At 40.2% G+C, this 15170-nt stretch carries 16 protein-coding genes; 6 read left to right on the top strand and 10 right to left on the bottom strand.

The window, feature by feature from the left end; translation table 11 throughout:
- Nucleotides 1-133: 133 nt before the first annotated feature.
- On the bottom strand, nucleotides 134-1069 hold the full coding sequence (locus NE363_RS11020; RefSeq protein ID WP_445535039.1) for a LysR family transcriptional regulator: 936 nt from the start codon (nucleotides 1067-1069) through the stop codon (nucleotides 134-136).
- Nucleotides 1070-1160: 91 nt separating this feature from the next.
- Between NE363_RS11020 and NE363_RS11015 the strand changes: the two genes are divergently transcribed.
- A complete protein-coding gene (locus NE363_RS11015; protein WP_445535038.1) occupies nucleotides 1161-1799 on the top strand; it encodes a LysE family translocator in 639 nt (212 codons plus the stop codon).
- A gap of 85 nt (nucleotides 1800-1884) precedes the next feature.
- Here NE363_RS11015 and NE363_RS11010 read toward each other — a convergent pair whose 3' ends face one another.
- Nucleotides 1885-2622 (bottom strand): SDR family oxidoreductase, encoded by a 738-nt coding sequence (locus tag NE363_RS11010; RefSeq protein ID WP_445535037.1) that lies wholly within the window; start codon nucleotides 2620-2622, stop codon nucleotides 1885-1887.
- A gap of 126 nt (nucleotides 2623-2748) precedes the next feature.
- Here NE363_RS11010 and NE363_RS11005 point away from each other — a divergent pair, with 126 nt between their 5' ends.
- The gene (locus tag NE363_RS11005; protein WP_445535036.1) at nucleotides 2749-3669 is read left to right on the top strand and encodes a LysR substrate-binding domain-containing protein; all 921 of its coding nucleotides are present in this window, start codon (nucleotides 2749-2751) and stop codon (nucleotides 3667-3669) included.
- Nucleotides 3670-3706: 37 nt separating this feature from the next.
- Here NE363_RS11005 and yghU read toward each other — a convergent pair whose 3' ends face one another.
- The 3 genes from yghU to NE363_RS10990 form a co-directional block, all read right to left on the bottom strand.
- A complete protein-coding gene (yghU, locus tag NE363_RS11000) occupies nucleotides 3707-4567 on the bottom strand; it encodes a glutathione-dependent disulfide-bond oxidoreductase (protein WP_445535035.1) in 861 nt (286 codons plus the stop codon).
- Between the two features lie 33 nt (nucleotides 4568-4600).
- Entirely contained in the window at nucleotides 4601-5227 is a 627-nt protein-coding gene (yfcF, locus tag NE363_RS10995) for a glutathione transferase (protein ID WP_445535034.1), read from the bottom strand.
- A 120-nt stretch (nucleotides 5228-5347) separates the two neighbouring features.
- A complete protein-coding gene (locus tag NE363_RS10990) occupies nucleotides 5348-6253 on the bottom strand; it encodes a LysR family transcriptional regulator (RefSeq protein WP_445535033.1) in 906 nt (301 codons plus the stop codon).
- A gap of 110 nt (nucleotides 6254-6363) precedes the next feature.
- On the opposite strand from NE363_RS10990, the gene NE363_RS10985 reads away from it, so the two are divergent.
- Both NE363_RS10985 and NE363_RS10980 read left to right on the top strand, forming a co-directional pair.
- A complete protein-coding gene (locus NE363_RS10985) occupies nucleotides 6364-6795 on the top strand; it encodes a CidA/LrgA family protein (RefSeq protein WP_000102771.1) in 432 nt (143 codons plus the stop codon).
- A gap of 13 nt (nucleotides 6796-6808) precedes the next feature.
- Nucleotides 6809-7498 (top strand): LrgB family protein, encoded by a 690-nt coding sequence (locus NE363_RS10980; RefSeq protein WP_163048978.1) that lies wholly within the window; start codon nucleotides 6809-6811, stop codon nucleotides 7496-7498.
- A gap of 7 nt (nucleotides 7499-7505) precedes the next feature.
- Here NE363_RS10980 and pdxR read toward each other — a convergent pair whose 3' ends face one another.
- Entirely contained in the window at nucleotides 7506-8996 is a 1491-nt protein-coding gene (gene pdxR, locus NE363_RS10975) for a MocR-like pyridoxine biosynthesis transcription factor PdxR (RefSeq protein ID WP_445535032.1), read from the bottom strand.
- Nucleotides 8997-9111: 115 nt separating this feature from the next.
- Between pdxR and NE363_RS10970 the strand changes: the two genes are divergently transcribed.
- Together NE363_RS10970 and NE363_RS10965 are read left to right on the top strand one after the other, a co-directional pair.
- A complete protein-coding gene (locus NE363_RS10970; RefSeq protein WP_445535031.1) occupies nucleotides 9112-9747 on the top strand; it encodes an FMN-binding negative transcriptional regulator in 636 nt (211 codons plus the stop codon).
- A gap of 42 nt (nucleotides 9748-9789) precedes the next feature.
- Nucleotides 9790-10383: a GNAT family N-acetyltransferase gene (locus NE363_RS10965; RefSeq protein ID WP_445535030.1), complete on the top strand. Its 594-nt coding sequence runs from the start codon at nucleotides 9790-9792 to the stop codon at nucleotides 10381-10383.
- A gap of 43 nt (nucleotides 10384-10426) precedes the next feature.
- Here the strand turns inward: NE363_RS10965 and NE363_RS10960 are convergent, their stop codons facing one another.
- From NE363_RS10960 to NE363_RS10945, 4 genes are all read right to left on the bottom strand, one after another.
- A complete protein-coding gene (locus NE363_RS10960; protein ID WP_445535029.1) occupies nucleotides 10427-11845 on the bottom strand; it encodes an aminotransferase-like domain-containing protein in 1419 nt (472 codons plus the stop codon).
- Nucleotides 11846-11938: 93 nt separating this feature from the next.
- Nucleotides 11939-12073, bottom strand: coding sequence for a hypothetical protein (locus NE363_RS10955; protein ID WP_023274259.1), 135 nt, complete (start codon nucleotides 12071-12073; stop codon nucleotides 11939-11941).
- A gap of 14 nt (nucleotides 12074-12087) precedes the next feature.
- Nucleotides 12088-13095 carry a cytochrome d ubiquinol oxidase subunit II gene (cydB, locus tag NE363_RS10950; RefSeq protein ID WP_019458891.1) on the bottom strand — a complete coding sequence of 336 codons (1008 nt, stop codon included), beginning with the start codon at nucleotides 13093-13095 and terminating at the stop codon, nucleotides 12088-12090.
- Nucleotides 13088-14533, bottom strand: a complete 1446-nt coding sequence (locus tag NE363_RS10945) for a cytochrome ubiquinol oxidase subunit I (RefSeq protein WP_019458892.1) — start codon at nucleotides 14531-14533, stop codon at nucleotides 13088-13090. The genes cydB and NE363_RS10945 overlap by 8 nt, the downstream gene beginning before the upstream one ends.
- Between the last annotated feature and the right edge of the window lie 637 nt (nucleotides 14534-15170).

Here is a 15170-nt window from a genome sequence, read left to right as displayed (position 1 = left end):
ATATGTTTTAAGCAGTTGTATTCAACTGATTTGAAGGTTTTTGATTGACAGATCGAATTTTTAAAACTTAATTAGCTACTTACTTAAGAGATTCAAAGATAGAATTTCATCGTGCTAATTCCTTGGCTTTATATTACTTTAACTTAAATAAAGTCGGCTCTGCTGCTAATTTATCTGCCAAATATTGAATCAACACACTCAATTTAGGCGGGACATGCCGTGTCGGTGGGTAAAGTAACCACAGCCCTCCACTGTAATAGGTTTTAAAATACCAGTCTGGCAAAACCTGCACTAAGGTTCCTTGTTGTAGAGCATGATGGGCAACGAAGTATGGCAAGCTCGCGATACCTAAATGCTGTAATGCAGCACTCAAGCGCACACCCGTATGGTTTGCTGCATAACGCCCACGCACAGCCACACTTATCGATTTATTTCCTTGCTGAAATTTCCATTTTGAGTCACTGGCTTGTTCGCCCAAGTAAATACATTCATGCTGCTTTAAATCATGAGGATGGGTTGGTATGCCATGCTTTGCTAAATATTCAGGTGTGGCACAAACCAAGTGATCAATATCAATCAGCTTTCGACCCATCAGCCCACCCGGTGGTTGCTCTGTAATTCGAAGTGCTAGATCAATTCCATCATCAATCAGGTCGACATAGCGATCTTCTAAAAGCATTTGAATATCAATTTTTGGGTAGCGTTCTAAAAATTCGGGTAAATGCGGATGAATCATAAAATGCCCCACAGCTTTCGGAACACTCATACGAATAATACCTTCTGGCTCGACATGAAATTGACCTGAACTTTCCATGACTGCTTGGGCAGCATTTACCATATCTAAACAACGTTGATAAACCTGTTGTCCGCTTTCACTTAAACGAAGTTTCCGCGTAGTTCGATAGAGTAAGCGGGTGCCTAAAGCACGTTCTAATCGAGAAATCGCGCGGCTGACAGCAGAAGGCGTTGTACCAAGCTGCCTTGCAGTTTCAGAAAAACTTTCCGATTCGACAACCTTAACGAAAGTCGCCATTTCATTTAACAGAACCAGACTTTGATTTGTGCTCATGAGGCAAAAGTTATTTGGATTTTGATTGGATTATCGCGTCTAAAAAATCGCAATACAATCTTTTAGATGATTTTCAGGAAACTAAATTATTATGTGGCAGTTGTATGGACATGAGTTTTTAACGCTAGCTCTTATTCACTTTATGGCCGTGATTTTACCGGGACCAGATTTTGTGATTACGGTAAGACAAAGTGTACGTTATGGCTATTTGATTGGATGTCTAACCGCGATTGGTATTGGTGTCGGGATTTCAGTCCATGTGTTTTATACACTTGTTGGTATTGGCTTTTTGATTCAGCAAAGTGAATGGCTCTTGTCTCTGATCAGAACAGCGGGGGCAGCTTACTTGGTGTATTTAGGGTGGCAGTGTTTACGTAGCCAGCCGAATACCAATATTGATATTAATGGTCAAGCAGACAGTGACACGCCGAGTTTATTTAAAGCGTTTACAATGGGTTTTCTCACCAATGCGTTAAACCCCAAAGCCACTATCTTTTTTCTGGCAATTTTTACAACGATTGTAAGTACGACCACACCAATGAAAGTTCAGGTCTTTTATGGGGTTTGGATGTGTATGGTCAATGCCATCTGGTTTATGGTAGTGAGTGTACTGTTTGCACAGCCTATTGTACGTAAACGATTTTTAGAGTTCGGAGTTTATTTTGAGAGGGTGATGGGAGTTTTATTGATTGGGATTGCATTGAGATTGATATGGGATTTATTTAATTAGACTTGATACTTTCTCATCACATTCACTTGATAAGTTTGAAATATATTTTATATATTTCAAACTTAGACTTTCTAAAATACAGAAATTAAGCAAATCCACCATTTACTCGAACGACTTGTGAATTTATCCAACGTCCATCTGGGCCAGCTAGCATGGCAACTACACTGGCAATTTCTTCAGGTGTTCCGATTCTTTCCAAGGGAGCGAGTTTTGCAATTGCTGCCACTTGCTCATCAGTTTTTCCATTATAAAAAAGGTCAGTTCCTGTCGGGCCGGGCGCAACTGCGTTTACAGTAATATTTCGGCCGCGTAACTCATTTGCTAACACATGGACCAAACCTTCTACCCCTGCTTTTGAAGCAATATAAGGACCATAGGCCGGAAAAGATTTGGCAATTACACTGGTTGAAAGCGTAATAATCCGACCACCATCTGGCACCGTTTCGGCTGCATGCGCCAAAATTAAAAAAGCGCCACGTAAATTGGTATGAATTACTTTATCGAAATCTGGCAGACCTTCAGGTGTAATTTTTGCCATAGGCATAATGCCGGCACTATGAACTACCACATCTAATTGACCGTTAATGGCTTTAGCTTCTTGAAATAAACGACTCACTTCATGTTCATTTGCAACGTCCGCTTGAATAGCTGAGGCTTGACCACCTTGCTCAATAATATGATTTACAGTGGCTTGGGCATGAACCTTATTGCCCGAATAGTTAACAATCACATAAAAACCATCTTGAGCTAAGCGTTCAGCAATAGCACGACCAATACCACGTGATGCGCCAGTAACCAGAGCTGTCTTTTTTGAAATATTCATTTTTAGATTGCCTGTTTGAGTAGGTATGGCTTATTTTAATAATATAGAAATATGGGATAAATCTTGATAATTGGATAAGATAATTCCATATTTATTAATAATAGATAGGGTAAAAAAGAGAGCACTATGGATAAATTTGATACCTTGCAACTTTTTACCCGCATCGTAGAGCTGGGTAGTTTTAGTCAGGCAGCCGATCAGCTAAATATCCCACGCGCTACAGCAAGTAACGCCATTAAAGAGTTAGAGAATAATTTACGGTGTCGTTTGCTAGAGCGGACGACTCGGCATGTAAGACCATCACTAGATGGACAGGCATTTTATGAGCGTTGTACACAAATATTATCGGAACTCGATGATGCCGAATCGTCCTTACGTAATGTAATTGCTCAGCCCCGTGGTTTATTACGTGTTGATTTATCAGGTGCACATGCGACTAAAATTGTTTTACCCAATATCGACCAATTTCACGAGTTATATCCCGACATTGAACTTGTAATTAGTACGGGTGATCGTTTGGTTGATCTGATTCGGGAAGGGATAGACTGTGTGGTGAGAGCGGGACGTTTGGATGATTCAAGTTTAATTGCTAGACATTTGGTCGATATGCCACAAGTCATTTGTGCAAGTCCTGACTATCTAAATAAACATGGAACACCACAGCAACCAGAGGATTTGTTATCACATTATTGTGTTAATTTCTTTTCGACATCAGGCGGGCGAAATTATCCATTTGAATTAATTGTGAATGGCAAGAAACAAGATTATTTTTTGAAAAGCTGGATCGCGGTAAATGATGCTGAAAACTATGTATTATCTGCTTTACGTGGGGCAGGTTTAATTCAGGTCCCGCGCTATCATGTAGCGAATGAGTTAAAAGACGGACAACTGGTTGAGGTTTTATCTGAGTGGGAAATCCCGAAGATGTCAGTTTCTGCTTTATATCCGCAGCATCGGCAGCTCTCACCACGCGTACGGGTTTTTGTCGCTTGGCTGAGTGAGTTATATGCGAGTTATTTTGCCAATTTTGAATACCCGCAAAAATGAAATATCTTACGGGTAAGTTAAAAACTGAATGATATTTTTAAGACTGATTCTGCAATTTATCTTGAGTCTTGGTCTCAAAATCACTCGCATCATGGCGTTCATGCAACTGCGTAGCTAAATCACCAAAAGTACGATTTACCATACGACCACGTTGAACCGCAGGGCGCGCTAAAATCGTATCTGCCCAACGTTGAACATTTTTATATTGATCGACACCTAAAAACTCCGCGCCGTTATACACCCAGTTTTTAACAAGACCGCCATACCAAGGGAACGCCGCAATATCGGCGATGCTATATTCAGAACCAGCCAAATATTCATGCTTTGCTAGATGCTGCTCTAATACATCAAGTAAGCGTTTTGTTTCCAAGGCAAAGCGGTTAATTGCATATTCAACTTTAACGGGTGCATAAGCATAAAAATGCCCAAAACCGCCACCTAGGTAAGGTGCGCTGCCCATTTGCCAGAATAACCAATTAAGGCATTCAGTACGTGCAGCAATATCAGTTGGAATGAAAGCTTTAAACTTTTCAGCCAAGTAAAGCAAAATTGAGCCAGATTCAAATACTCTTAATGGCGGGTTTTGGCTATGGTCAACCAATGCTGGAATTTTAGAGTTTGGATTAATTTCTACAAAGCCACTGCCAAATTGCTGACCTTCACCGATTTTAATCAGCCATGCATCATATTCAGCATCTTGATGTCCTAATGCTAAAAGTTCTTCTAGCAAAATAGTGACTTTTTGGCCATTAGGCGTTGCTAAAGAGTAGAGCTGGAGCGGATGTTTACCGACGGGAAGTGTATGCTCGTAACGCGCACCTGAAGTAGGTTGGTTTAAATCGGTTTTTTCTCCAGTCCATTGCCAAACTTGTGGAGGAATATAGTTTGAATCACTCATTTTTTATCTCGTGTTTGGTGTAAATATAAGGATTTATTTATGTCGCAAGGCAAGCCATTTTTGTACGGTCGGACGTTGCCATTGCTGTAATGCATAGTTTTTTAAACGTTCTGGTACAGCATCACCATTTTGAATAAGGCGTTGCAACATCAGGGCAAGTTCAGCATCCACAATGCTCCATGAACCAAAAAGAAATTCGGCATCAGACGCAAGAAGTTTTTCTGCAACAAAGAAAAGTTTCTCCGCAGCTTTTTTGCCTTCTTCTGAAAGTGGAGTGGACTTGGGCTGAATAAAAATAACATCGGTTGGTCGTTCAGTTCTTAGTGAAACTAAGTCTGATCGGAGCCATGCCTGAATTTGTCTTGCTCTTGCGCGTGCTTGAATATCTTTTGGATAAATAGATGTGTTTGGATAAAGCTCTTCAAGATATTCCAAAATGGCAGATGATTCTGATAAGGCAAAATCATTGTGCTCAAGTACAGGCACTTTGGCAGTTAGTGACTTTGCTACATAAGATTTTTCAAACTGGCCTTGCTGGCCTAAGTTGATGGTCGCTATTTCAAATGGAATTTGTTTTTCATGTAGCCCTACAAAAACTGTAAACGCATAGGGGCTTAGAAATTGTGAATCTGTGTACAGCTTAAAATGTTCATTATTCATTGTTATTGTCCATGTCATAAAACAATCGGATCTAGTCTAAGTGAGCTAAGCCAAGATTGGGTAGCTTTTTTGTGGAAAAGCTTTATCGGTTTTTGAATTAAGCCATTTCAGTGTTCAACGTTAGGGTTTAATATGCTGAAAATGTTGACGAACAATGTTCAGCCATGCCTGTACTGCTGGTGAGACAGGAAGATTCTTTTTCCAAGCCATCACTAAGTGCCACTGAATATTTGGTTTTTCGAGTGGTACCGCTGCAAATAAACTAGGGTCAAGCATGTCGGTATAATATTGAGGAAGAAGGGCGATTCCCATACGTTGTAACACCATGTCTGCCAAAAGGTGCCATTGGCTGGTCCGGCAAGCAATGGTTGGGTAGAAACCATGCTGCTTACAGGCATCGAGAATAATACTGTTTAAAGAGAAATTTTCAGGAAACATTAAAAATGATTGGTGTTGTAGCTCTTCTAAATTTATTTTTTTGCGTGTTGCCCAAGTCGCATCACGACGTAAAAGTACCATTAAAGGGTAGTTACATAGCTCAATGCTATTGAAAATTTGCGTATCAAAAGGCTGCAATAAAACGCCAACGTCTAGTTCATTGTTAAGTAAAGCTTGCTCAATACCGCGTGAACCAACCTCCATAAAAGCCAATTCAATATCTGGTAATTGCTGATGATAATCAAACAGGGCAGTCGTTAAGAGCTGCGAGCCTAAAGGCGGAACGCCAAGTTTTAAAGTCCCAGTTTTTAATTGTTGATAGTTTTCAATTTCAAGAAAGATGTTCTGTTCTACCTGAAGAAGCTCGATCGCATGTTGATAAATGCGCTCTCCAATTTCAGTTAACTCGATTTGTCTTTTACGGCCATGATCGGGTTTAACCAAAAGCTGTACCTGAAGTTGCTCTTCAAGCTGCTGTAATATTTTACTAATAGTGGGTTGAGTCAGATACAACTCTTCAGCAGTACGTGTAAAGCTTTTAGTTTTTACTAGTGTAACGAAGCACTGTAATGATTTTAGAGAAAGCATAATAAAGAATAAATTATTCAATTTTGGAATAATATTAACATGAATAATTCATATTTAGCAGATTTAACCAAGATAGCATAATAGTGTAGTTAACCATTTAATTTCGAAAAATGAGTACTGAATCTGCTTCTGGAACACCCACACAACCATCACTGTTCGTGTTAGTTAAACAAATTCTCATTTTGGCTGGATTTTGGTGGATTGGATATCTCTTACACCAAAAACTCGGTGTACCTGTCTCGGCAGGTATTTTAGGTATGTTTTTATTGCTTTTATGCCTGTTCTTTAAAATTATCAAAATGGATCAGGTGGCAATGGGAGCAACCGTGGTTTTAGGTGAGCTATTACTGTTTTTTGTGCCTGTAGTCGTTGCCGTTGTCCAGTATAAAACCCTGTTTATGACCGAAGGATGGCAAATCGTCTTAAGCATTGCGGTTGGAACCATTTTAGTCATGTTAAGCACTTCACTGACTATTCATTATTACAATCGTTTGAAGGCTTACTTACAGGCTAGAAAACGTCTTCAACATAAGCATATCTAAAGAGCATAATGACATGAATATCTGGTCAATTCTTTGTCTCATCTGGACTTTGGTCGCTTATGTTGTGGCAAAGCGAATCTATCAAAAACATCCAAAACTTTGGTTATCACCCGCAATTAGTGTGCCTGTACTTACCATCATTTTGATGACGATTTTTGGAATTTCATATCAAACTTATGCAGAAGATACGCAGTGGATTGTTAATTTATTAGGACCAGCAACGGTTGCGTTTGCTGTACCGATTTATCGTTATCGGGAAACGATACGTAAAAACCTTGGGGTCCTTTCGATTGCGATTATTGTGGGGATGAGTGTAGGTGTGATGACTGCCTATAAAATGGCGCAGTGGTTCCACTTTAGCCCTGAAGTCACCAATAGTTTGATGGCCCGTTCTATTTCAACACCATTTGCCATGATTTTAGCGGAAGATATTCACGGTTCGGCAGCATTGGTTTCTCTATTTACTGTTATTACCGGTTTGGTCGGTATGATTTGTGGCGATGCAATTTTGGCAATTACTAAAATCCGTTCTAATGTGGCAAATGGTGCCGCCTTGGGTAACGCAGCGCATGGTTTTGGTACAGTCAGAGCACAGCAAAGAAATAGTGAAGAAGGGGTGATTGCCAGTTTAACCATGGTTATTGCTGGTATTTTAATGGTGCTGATTGGACCATTTGCGATTCATCTATGGTTGCTGTTGTAAGGTTTACCTACATTGATTTGGCGTGCTGTTGAATAATCTTTGATAATTTTTTGATAGCTTGTTGCATCAGTTCGGGTTCAAAATCACCTAAGCCGACAATTAAACCCGAACGTTGCCGCTCTTTTGAAAATGTCGGCGAAATTGCTTTGATGGCAATACCTGCATCGACTGCCGAGCTTGCAACGTCAATATCATTAATATGTTGAGCAAGCCATAACACCATATGCATGCCTTGATCGCCCGGCTGTAACCAAGCCAGTTCTTGAGGTATGTATTTTTCAATCAGATCAATAATGTATTCTCGAACTTCTGCATAGACATTTCGAGTACGTCGAATATGCCGTTCTAAATAACCCTCTTGAATAAAAGCAGCCAAAACGTGTTGGTCGGCAGCAGGCGGGTGTCTATCAATTAATACTCTGAGCCCACAAAAAGGAGCTACCAGTTCTTTAGGCAACACTGCATAGCCAAGCCTAAGCGATGGAAATAAGACTTTGCTGAAAGTCCCAAGATAAATCACTTGGTCAGGTGCCATGCCTTGTAAAGATGGGAAGGGCTGACCGTTGTAACGAAGTTCACTGTCATAATCATCTTCAATGATCCATGCATTTTGCTGTTTTGCCCAAGCTAATAATGCCGTGCGTCTTGCTAGACTCATCGGCATACCCAGTGGATATTGGTGAGAGGGTGTTACAAAAGCAGCACGTGCATGTTTAGAAAGCTTAATTCCGGTTTCAACCTGAATACCTTCTTCATCGACAGGAACACGCACCATGCGAATGTTTTGTACAGCATGTTCAAAAATGGCTGTTGTACCCCGATAAGCAGGATCTTCAATCCAAACTTCATCTTTTGCTTCAAATAAAATCTGACTGCAAATATAAAGTGATTGCTGAATGCCGGGTGTAATCACAATTTGTTCAGGTTCGCAGTGTACAGAGCGGGATCGACGGACATAGTCGGCTATAGCAACTCTGAGTGATAACACGCCTTGAGGTTCGCCATAACCCGAAGGAGCACCTGCACCTCGAGATCTAAATTTATTACCAAACTTACGCCAAATATCACTCGGTTGGGTGCGGGCAATGGGAACAGACACTGCAAAAGGGGCGTGAGGAAGTGGTTTAAACTCTTTAAGCACTTGGGCATAAGAACGTGCTGACTTCGTCAAAGAGATTGCGCTAGGTGTGGTTTCTTTTTGAGAATGTTGCGGCGTAGTTTTTTTAGTTAAAGCATGAGACACATAGGTGCCTGTTCGTGCTTGAGAGTCAAAAACGCCTTCAGCTAAAAGCTGATCGTAAGCTTCGATAATCGTTCCGCGAGCGACTCCAAGTGTTTGAGCCAGTTCTCGTGAAGAAGGCAACGGATCGCCGGGCTGTAAATCACCACTTTGTACAGCTTCACGCAAAGCTTGGGTCAGTTGAGCACTTATTTTTCCTTGGCTTTTATTAATCTTTGCAATCGACGGAAGTTCAACAACTTTTGCCATTCTTGCCATAATTCTGGTCTACTTAAAAAAATACAAAGTGGTTCTTTTTAATAAACCACAGAAACCAGAAAATTTACAACACCAAATATAAATAACCCTGAGATTTACAGCGAGGTTTTTAGCCATGTATATCCTTGATGATTTTGCAGAAAACCGTTTGGATGTATTGCATTCTCTTATTACCGAATATCCGTTTGGTGTGCTTTTTACGCATGGAAGTAATGACTTAGATGCAAATCATCTTCCATTCGAGTTGCAGGAAAATGAAGGGAAATTTGGCATGCTACATGCCCATGTGTCACGAAATAATTCTGTTTGGCAGGACATTAAAAATGGAGATGAGGTGTTGGTCGTTTTTCAAGCAGGAGATGCTTATATTTCACCAAACTGGTATCCATCTAAACATGAACAGCACAGACAAGTACCGACGTGGAACTATAGGGTTGTGCATGCATATGGCAAAGTGACGATTCGAGATGATGAACGCTATGTTCGTGGTGTAGTGGCTCGCTTAACCCGCACCCATGAAGCTTCTCAACTTGAACCATGGAAAATGTCCGATGCACCAAAGGATTATCTTGAACCGATGTTAAAAGCCATTGTAGGTATTGAGATTGAAATTACCAAGCTGCAAGGAAAATCAAAACTCGGGCAAAACAAAGAACGCCGAGACATTTTAGGCGCGGCAGATGGCCTATCGAAAGCTGGTCATCAAACTATAGCGAATGCCATGTACAGTGTGGCTGAGTTAAATAAATAATTTTGAAAATATAAAAGCTTAATATCAATTGAGGAGATAAAGATGTCTTGGATTACACCTGTTGAGTTGGTAGGTGAACACGTTATTTTAAAGCCTTTAAACTTAGCTCAAGTTGACTCACTGGCAGAGGCTGTTTGTGATGGGGAACTCTATAATCTTTGGTATACCCGTGTGCCTAGACCTGAACAAATGGCTGCTGAAATTGAAAGACGTCTCGGTTTACAAAAATCCGGCTCTATGCTGCCATTTTATATTGAAGATCGAAAAACGGGGTGGGCGTTGGGCATGACAACTTTAATGCATATTGAAGAAGCCCATCGCCGTGTAGAAATTGGTTCGACGTGGTACCGCAAGTCTGCACAGCGTACGCTTGTAAATACTGAGTGTAAAAAGCTATTGCTGGCTCACGCATTTGAGACTTTAAACTGTATTGCGGTTGAGTTACGCACATCTTCTTTAAATGTTCAAAGTCAAGCCGCGATTGTACGCTTGGGTGCAAAGTTAGACGGTGTACTCAGAAGCCATCAAATTGTAAAAGATGATATTTTACGGGACACTCACGTTTACAGCATTTTGAAACATGAGTGGCCTGCGGTTCGCCAAAACTTGGAATGGATGTTGAATAAACCGCGTTAGGAATGATATGGCTTGGGCCTTGATTTTAAGAGGCTGTATCTCCTTATGAAATGGTCTCAACTCTTTGTTGAATGGTTTTAATCACCTGATCTAATGCACTTTGAATTTTAGTGTTCCATTCAAAAGAGCAATTGATTCGCAAATAATGCTGCTGTGCGGGTAAAACACTAAACAGTGGGCTTGGCGCAACGCCAATATCTTGCTGAATCAATTCTTCATAAACTTGCATACTGTCTAGCGTACTAGGAAGTTTGACCCATAGAAAATAGCCACTTGGGTAGTAATACACTTCGCAAGAGCTCGGTAAATGCTGCTTTAAATAGTGATAAAACTGCTTTTTATAACGCTCAAGTGAAAGTCTAAGTGTACGCAAGTGCTTTTCATAATGATGATGTGACAAAAATTCAACCAATGCATTTTGAATAAGTGCATTTACTGAAATGGTACTCATAAGCTGCAAGTGTTGAATATGGTCTGAAAATTTACCCGCATAGACCCAACCAACCCGAAAACCTGCACCTAATGTTTTAGAAAAAGACGAGCAGTGAAGCACCAGATTTTGTTGGTCAAAATACTTCATTGAAAGTGGTTTTTGGCCGCCATAAAAAAGCTCTTCATAGACATCATCTTCAATCAAATAAATTTGGTGTTCATGAAGCAATTTGGCAATTTTATATTTAATGTCATCACTAACAGTAAAACCAATCGGGTTCTGGGCATTCAGCATGAGCCAACATACCTTGATAGGATATGTTTGAATAACTTGTTCAAAAGCTTCTAAGTCAAAACCATGCTGAGGATGTTCAGGAATGGTAATCACTTTAAGCCCTAAACGCTCGGCAGCTTGCCAAGCGCCGTAAAATACGGTTTGTTGCAATAGAATATAGTCGCCTGGTTTAGCGACTGCTTGTAATGAAAGATTAAGCGCGTCCAAACCTCCGGATGTAATGACAATGTCATCTGGGTCAGTTTGTATCCCTTGCATACAATAGCGCTGAGCAATCAGTTTCCTTAACGCTAAATTACCGGGAGGTAGACTTGCTGTTTGATCATAGCTTTGTCTTTGACGCGCAAGTTGCCCCATAATTTGAATAAGTTTGGGAGCAGCTAAAAGCTGACTGTCTGGAAAAGCTGACCCAAAAGGTACAACAGATTCATGTTGAATTGACTTAAGATATTTAAAAACTAAGGAATTAATTTCAATTTTAGAATTGAGCGAAACGACCGAATATTGTTCCAGTGGTTTAAGTGCAATTTGCTCCGCAACAAAATATCCCGATTTTTCTTTTGAATAGATCAGACCTTGGGATTCAAGTTCTTGATAAGCATTCATCACAGTCATTAAGCTAAAACCAGAACGTTGTACCTGATCTCTTAACGAAGGTAATTTTTCATGTGCATTTAAAGTACCGCTCTCAATGAGTTGGCGAATGCTATGGGCGAGTTGTTCTGATTTATACATGTATGAGCTGCACGAAATAAAAAAAGATGCACTGAATCAATAATAAATGCCGTTTGTAGAATCTACAAACGGCATTTGTTTAGAACGATAGATTTACTTTAAGTAAGGGGCTGCATAAATCAATATCACTTTAAACAATCCCGCAATCACAGCTAGGGCAAAAAAACCACCAAGCCATAGCAGAATAAACCATTGGGTTTGGTTGAGTTTAACGGATGACTTTTTCATAAAACCCTCCATACTTAATGATAGCCTTCATCACCTACACGGACTTTGTCTCTAAATACCCAATAAGACACAATGGTGTAAGCAATAATGATTGGAATCAAAATAAGAGCACCAACCAAAGCAAACATTTGGCTTGAATGTGGTGCTGCAGCCTGCCAGATGGTGACTGATGGTGGAATAATATAAGGCCATAAACTAATCACAAAACCAGTAAATGCAAGGAAAACGAGAGCCAATGTATATGCAAATGGTTTGAGGTCGTGATTCTGCTTTTTACATGCCGATAAAATTAGGCCAACAAACAATAAGACCAAAATAGGTACAGGACTAAAATAGAACAGATTTGGTAAAGAGAACCAGCGATCTGCAATTTCAGGGTGAGTCAAAGGCGTATATAAACTTACAGCGCCAAAAATAATGAGCAGTGCAATAATTAGCTTAGGCATAAGCTCATACATACGTTGCTGTAAGCCTTTTTCGGTTTTTAAGATGAGCCAGCCACAACCCAAAGTGGCATACATGGCAACTACGCCAATACCTGTAAAGATCGTAAATGGAGATAACCAATCAAGAGACCCACCAGCATAAATACCATTTTCGGTTTTGATCCCTTGAATATAAGCACCCAGAATAATTCCTTGGAGGAAGCTGGTTAACACTGAACCCCAAATAAAAGCCAAGTCCCAAAGGTGTTTGGTGCGATGAGCTTTAAAACGGAATTCAAAAGCAACGCCACGGAAAATAAGGGCAATCACCATGAAAATAATAGGTAGATAGAGTGCTGATAAAACTGTTGAATAGACCAGTGGAAATGCTGCATATAGACCAGCACCTCCGAGTACCATCCACGTTTCGTTACCATCCCAGACAGGGGCGACGGTATTCATCATCACATCACGTTCTTGGCTGTTCTTAATGAAGGGGAACATGATCCCGATTCCTAAGTCAAAACCATCCATGACGACATAAATCATGACACCTAAACCGATAATACCGACCCATATTAAAGAAAGATCAATCATGACGGTTCTCCCCAGATTTTTGGTTGCTGTCAATATTTTCATCAACTGCACTGAGTGGGCGCATTGGTGTTTTAAAGTGTCCAACACCACCAGATTCGATATTTGGTGTATCGATAAATGATGGGCCTTTATTAATGAGTTTTAAGGTGTAGTAAATACCGCTACCAAAAACGATGGTATACACCACTACAAAAATAAAGAGACTGAGGCCGACTTGATCTGCCGACACCGTATGAGATAAGCCATCTTTGGTTCGCATAATGCCATATACGACCCAAGGTTGACGGCCTACTTCAGTGGTTACCCAGCCTGCAAGTAATGCAACATAACCTGCTGGGCCCATTAGTAAAGCAAATTTGTGGAACCATGATGTTTCATAAAGTTTTCCGCTTTTACGCAGCCAAAGGGCAATCAGTGATAAGGTAACCATAAGGACACCAAGGCCAACCATCACACGGAAGCTCCAGAAAATAATGGTCGAGTTTGGACGATCTTCAGGTGCGAAATCTTTTAAACCAGTGACTTGACCATCTAAACTGTGAGTCAAAATTAAGCTACCCAAATATGGAACCCCCACTTCAAAGTGGTTACGTTCTTCTTTCATATCTGGAATAGCAAATAACAGTAATGGCATTGGTTCGTTATGATTGGTTTCCCAGTGACCTTCCATTGCGGCAAGTTTGGCAGGTTGATGTTCACGAGTGTTTAAACCATGGTTATCACCAATCACCACTTGTAAACATGAAGTCACAAGTACCATCCAAAGACCCATCGAGAATGATTTTTTTACCAATTCATCGCGACGGCCTTTTACTAAATGCCATGCAGATGTTCCTACGACCAATAAAGATGAAACCAAGAAGGCAGCAGCACCCATATGGGCAAAGCGGTAAGGGAACGATGGGTTAAAAACGATAGCTAGCCAGTCTTTTGGCACAATAATGCCATTTTCGATGGCAAAACCTTGTGGGGTTTGCATCCAGCTATTGGAAGATAAAATCCAGAACATGGAAATACATGTTCCGATAGCAACCATAAGCGTCGCAAAGAAATGGGCTCTAGGACCAACACGTCCCCAGCCAAACAACATAATGCCTAAGAAACCTGCTTCTAAGAAGAAGGCACTTAACACTTCATAGGTAAGTAAAGGACCAGTAATACTTCCGGCGACTCGTGAAAATTCACTCCAGTTGGTACCAAACTGGTAGCTCATTACGACACCGGAAACAACTCCCATACCAAACGCAACGGCAAAGATCTTAATCCAGTATTTAAATAGATCTTTATAAATAGGGTTTTGTGTTCTTAACCATTTCCATTCTAAAACTGCCAAAAAGCAGGCAAGTCCGATGGATGTGGCTGGAAAAATAATATGGAAGGATACTGTGAAAGCAAATTGTATTCGCGCTAATTCTAGAGCGGTTAGACCGAGGCTCATAAACTTTCCCCCTGTGAACTAGCTGATGATGATTGAATGAGTTAAATACTTATTTTCAGGCAAAAAAGTACTCTGGCGATTAAACTTACTTCTGTGATAAATGTTCTTAGCAAGTAAAATGCCAACAGAGTAAAGCAATATAATTGCTTGATATTTCAATAGAATAGGGCGATTGATTGTTTTCAATCTGTTAGCAAAGTTTATGCTTGATGTTGCATTTGTAAAAATGCATGTTGCATTGAAACATTGATGAAATATCTGGCGATATGCAATAGATCGTCTCATGAAAACTACCTACCTTAAGAAGTTTTCTTAATCATGCACTCGCTCTATTTGTATATGTAGATACAGAAATTTTTTATAAAACTATAACAGTTCAGTGCTGTTTCGAGGGGGTGCTATAGTTTTTTTTCGCTCATCTGTAGCTATATATTCAGTCCTCTAAAGTTCACAATAAAAATGAACAGGATTTACCGTCGACCTAAACCAACCTTCAAGACTCAATGTGAACGCTGCTTTAGATTTTTTTAAGCACATGATTATGTTCTTCTTTTCTATTTCCATTGTTGTTTTGTGTAGGGTCCGGTTGCTGCGTGTTTCTTAAAGACCTGAGTGTAAGTGTAGCGCTTCTAAAATA

The organism is Acinetobacter sp. G18 (genome assembly GCF_052660225.1).
This window is presented reverse-complemented; position numbering and strand designations above follow the sequence as displayed.